The sequence below is a fragment of the Tunicatimonas sp. genome, from assembly GCF_049647865.1.
GTDB lineage: Bacteria > Bacteroidota > Bacteroidia > Cytophagales > Cyclobacteriaceae > Tunicatimonas.
Window position 1 is genome coordinate 1 of record NZ_JBARYM010000621.1, and the last position, 3561, is coordinate 3561.

The 3561-nt window shown below is 44.7% G+C and carries 3 protein-coding genes; all 3 read right to left on the reverse strand.

What is annotated here, in order from left to right; translation table 11 throughout:
• The coding region (locus WBA23_RS18210; RefSeq protein ID WP_424583707.1) for a quinone oxidoreductase family protein at positions 1-568 on the reverse strand (568 nt) is incomplete at its 3' end.
• 11 nt (positions 569-579) lie between these two features.
• Positions 580-1260: a hypothetical protein gene (locus WBA23_RS18215; RefSeq protein ID WP_424583708.1), complete on the reverse strand. Its 681-nt coding sequence runs from the start codon at positions 1258-1260 to the stop codon at positions 580-582.
• 223 nt (positions 1261-1483) lie between these two features.
• Positions 1484-3561: beta-galactosidase trimerization domain-containing protein (locus WBA23_RS18220; RefSeq protein ID WP_424583709.1), on the reverse strand; the 2078-nt coding region annotated here is incomplete at its 5' end.

The window sequence follows — 3561 nt, forward strand, 5'->3', positions numbered from 1 at the left end:
AATTGATCGGATAATCTACTTTTAATTTCTGAAGCAATTCTAATTTCTCAGGTTTGCTAGCGGTTCCGAAAACTTTACAGCCCTGGGCTTTGGCTAATTGAACCGCAGCCGTACCCACTCCCCCCGCTGCTGCATTCACCAGTACCGAATCTGCTGGTTGTAGACGGGCTAGCTTCATCAGGCTTACCCAGGAGGTAATGTAGTTAACGATGAAGGCGGCGTTTTCTTCGGGGGAAAACTGCTTTAAAGCTGGTAATGCCATATACTCTTTCACGATCATTTTCTCAGCGTAGCTCCCATGTTGTCCACCTGCAATCACCTTCTCGCCTACTTCTCGATCAACTCCCTTGCCTACTGCATCAATCTCCCCGTAGGCTTCCATGCCCAGAATGTACGGTAACTTGGGTGCCCAACGGTACTGCCCCCGACGTGAAAGAATTTCAGCATAGTTAATTCCAATCCGTTTTACTTTCACTCGGATTTCTCCGGCCTTAGGCAACGGTTCGGGAATATCTTGTTTTGCTAATGATGGAGCGGAGCCGTGTTTAGTAAGTAGGTAAGCTTGCATTCGTATTTGTGTTAAACCACATATTTTACGTGATATTTTGAGTGGTTAAATGGAGGAGTTGTTTGATTGATACCAAAGAAAATTTGATCCAGAGAAAAACCATCATCTCTTCCGAAGATATGAATAGTATGCTTTCCAGCTGACATATAGATGTTTGGTTCAACTGCGTACTCTTTATGTTTATTTTCCCAAACCCAATTAAAGTGCGGTCTGAACCCAGAAATATTGGTTCCAGCGGAGCTTCCAAGAAACTTACCATCTAATTGCACATGTAAACCGTTGGATTCCCCGCCCCTCGAGTAACCACGAACCCAAACATTGTATGTTCCGGGTGTATTGATGTAAACATGATAGACCAGCTCGGCTCCTGATCCATCTTTAGGAGAGTTATGTTCATCGCAATCTTCACACTGCTCATCCGGAAGGTTGCTCATATAACCCTGGTCAGAATATCCTTCTTTATTCTGTTCAAATACCCAAGAGTGTTCCAGTTGCTGAGTTCCATTGGTCGGAGTTTTACTGTAAATCTCAGCGTAGTTCTCAGCCTCAATTAAGAAAAAACTGTCTTCTTCAACATAATAACCTCTTTTGACTTCAGCCAAATTTTTATCATCATCAGCTTGTGCTCGTATAGTGTTCGGCATCATTCCAACAAAAGACCATATGCCTATGATGAATAAAGTTAGTTTCATTATCTAGTAATAATCTTGAATAAACTCAAACCACCACTTCATTCCTGGATCACAGGGGGTGCCATCGCCACCAAGGTGGTAATTAGGCGGAACGTTTTGTAGCCAGGTTGACGAAAAAAAGTAACCGTAACCTTGGTCGAGAATTTTATTTGCATGGTAGATTTAGTTTTTTTAACACTTCGATAAAAATTACTTTAAAACATAAGACAAGTTATAATGCTATTCATTTAAGAAAACGTAGCCAGCGAGCGTTATGTGCTGGTAAATCAATCACCGAACCTAGATCTAGGGTTTCTCCTGTGATGGCATCCTCAACGGATTGATACTGGAAATCTTTCGTATCCAGTTGTACCTGAGTTTCGGGGCCATCATTCACCAGCACGTAGTGATCAGCTTGAGAAGCAGTCAGGCGGTAGACAATCGCCCCGTCGCAAGCGTATGGTGATGAATAGTCGCCTAAAGTATAGTTAAGCAACATTTCCTCAGCCAAAGAATTACCGGGTTGAAACGTCATCAACGAAGCATTGAAACCTATAATTACGGCCGAGCCTTGGCCTAGCTTGTTTTCGGTAATAGCTGGTTTGCCGTGATCAAAACGATTTTTTACCTGAGCCGTAGTGGGAGTCATATGCACAAATGAGCCAAAAATATCCAAGCTATCTAGCTTGAAGCTACGATTAAAGCCAGAATATTGAAAGTCATCGAGCGTGACCCCAAAAATCTTTTCTAACTTAGATTTTTCGCCAGTAGGTAGCACTTTAGAATATGAATCGTACCAAGCGGAAGGCATGTCCATAACTAGTCGGCCTCCTTGTTCTACGTATTCGTACAATTTATCCAACAAATCGCGATTGATTGCTAAGTGGGCAGGTAGATAAATAATAGGGTAACGAGAGGCTAAGCCATTTCGCAAATCATCCGCCGTAACGTACTCGAAAGGCACATTAGCATTAATCAGGGTGCGGCTAACTCCCACCCGAGCTTCAATTGGCTTCATTCGAAAAGCATCTCGCTGACGGACCGACATTGCCGCCCAAATGCCTTCATTATCCCAATTGTACAGAACGCCTACTAGCGGCTCTTTTCTGGCTTCCCATAATTCATCACGATGTCGGTTGAGCGCCTTTCCGATCTGCCCTAGTTTGCGAGCCCGAGGGGTTATCTGATTATTACGATCTAGCAGGCTGTATTCCCCTCCCTCTTTTCCGGCACTGCGAATACTCCAGCACCAAATACCGAAACCCCGAAAGCCCGAAGCCAACTGGGTAAGATAAAACTGGGTAATGGTGCCTTCGTCTACATAAAAGCCTTTTTCATCGCTAGTTTTCTCACCATCGAATTGCTGCGGGCCGCCCGTACTTTCCCAAGCAGCCGACCACCCACCTTTAAAGAGGTCGGCCATGAATGAAGCTTGCATGTAAAAGGGACGTACTAGCTCGTTGTTAACCTGACCGTAGTGCCAGGAAAAGTGCATAGATGGATAAAGCGTGCCGCCGTCTTTCATCACATCAGCGATGCCCTCCAAATCTACCCCGTACCACGATTGGGGCAAAAATAAACCTAGCTCACCCCCTGCCCTTAAGGGAGCGTGCGGATAAAATTCCTGATACTTTTTGGTTACCTGCTGAATATTATTCAGAGCATGGTCAGCTTTAAAACGCATTATATCGCGCTTAACCCGGTACTCCCGGTGGTTCGATTGCTCCCAACGTTCGGCAAAGTCATCCCACGACTGAAAAACTTGGCCGCCTGCCGGTTTCAAATTGGCGTGATGTACGTTATAGGCTTCGTTCAAATTCTCGATGGTTCCGTACTGCTCTTCGGCCCATTGCAGAAATAGTCTTTTTCCTTCTTCAGTTAAATCTAAACCGCGAGCACCAATGGTAGGGTCATGAGCCCGAAAGCTACTTTGCAACGCACTCACTTCACCCGATTCCTTTAAGTAAGTAATCGTACGCTCCACCCGGTCTTTCAATAAATTATGCTGATACTCCACCATTTTTGGGTGCTCCCGAATTTCGGCGATTGATAGGCTAACATCAATTTTTAGTTTTTTGAGAAGTTCATTGGTAATTTCTTCCCAACCACCTTGCCCATACCACCAGGGTATAATTCCTTCTTCTAATGCCAGTAGCTGTATCTGTTCTACGGTCCAACCGGTAACTGGATAGATCCCTTTTAATGCGTTGTACCCTAGCTCCTTCATAGTTCGAAAGTGCCAGCGAATTTCTTCTTCGCCTTCGCCTGGGTGCTGAATATAGACTACCCCAGCGGGCATTGGGGCGATTTTTCTAAATTTCT

Bases quoted from the DNA above. Each gene is read 5' to 3' on its own strand.
- WBA23_RS18215 (WP_424583708.1), bottom strand. From the start codon at position 1,260: ATGAAACTAACTTTATTCATCATAGGCATATGGTCTTTTGTTGGAATG.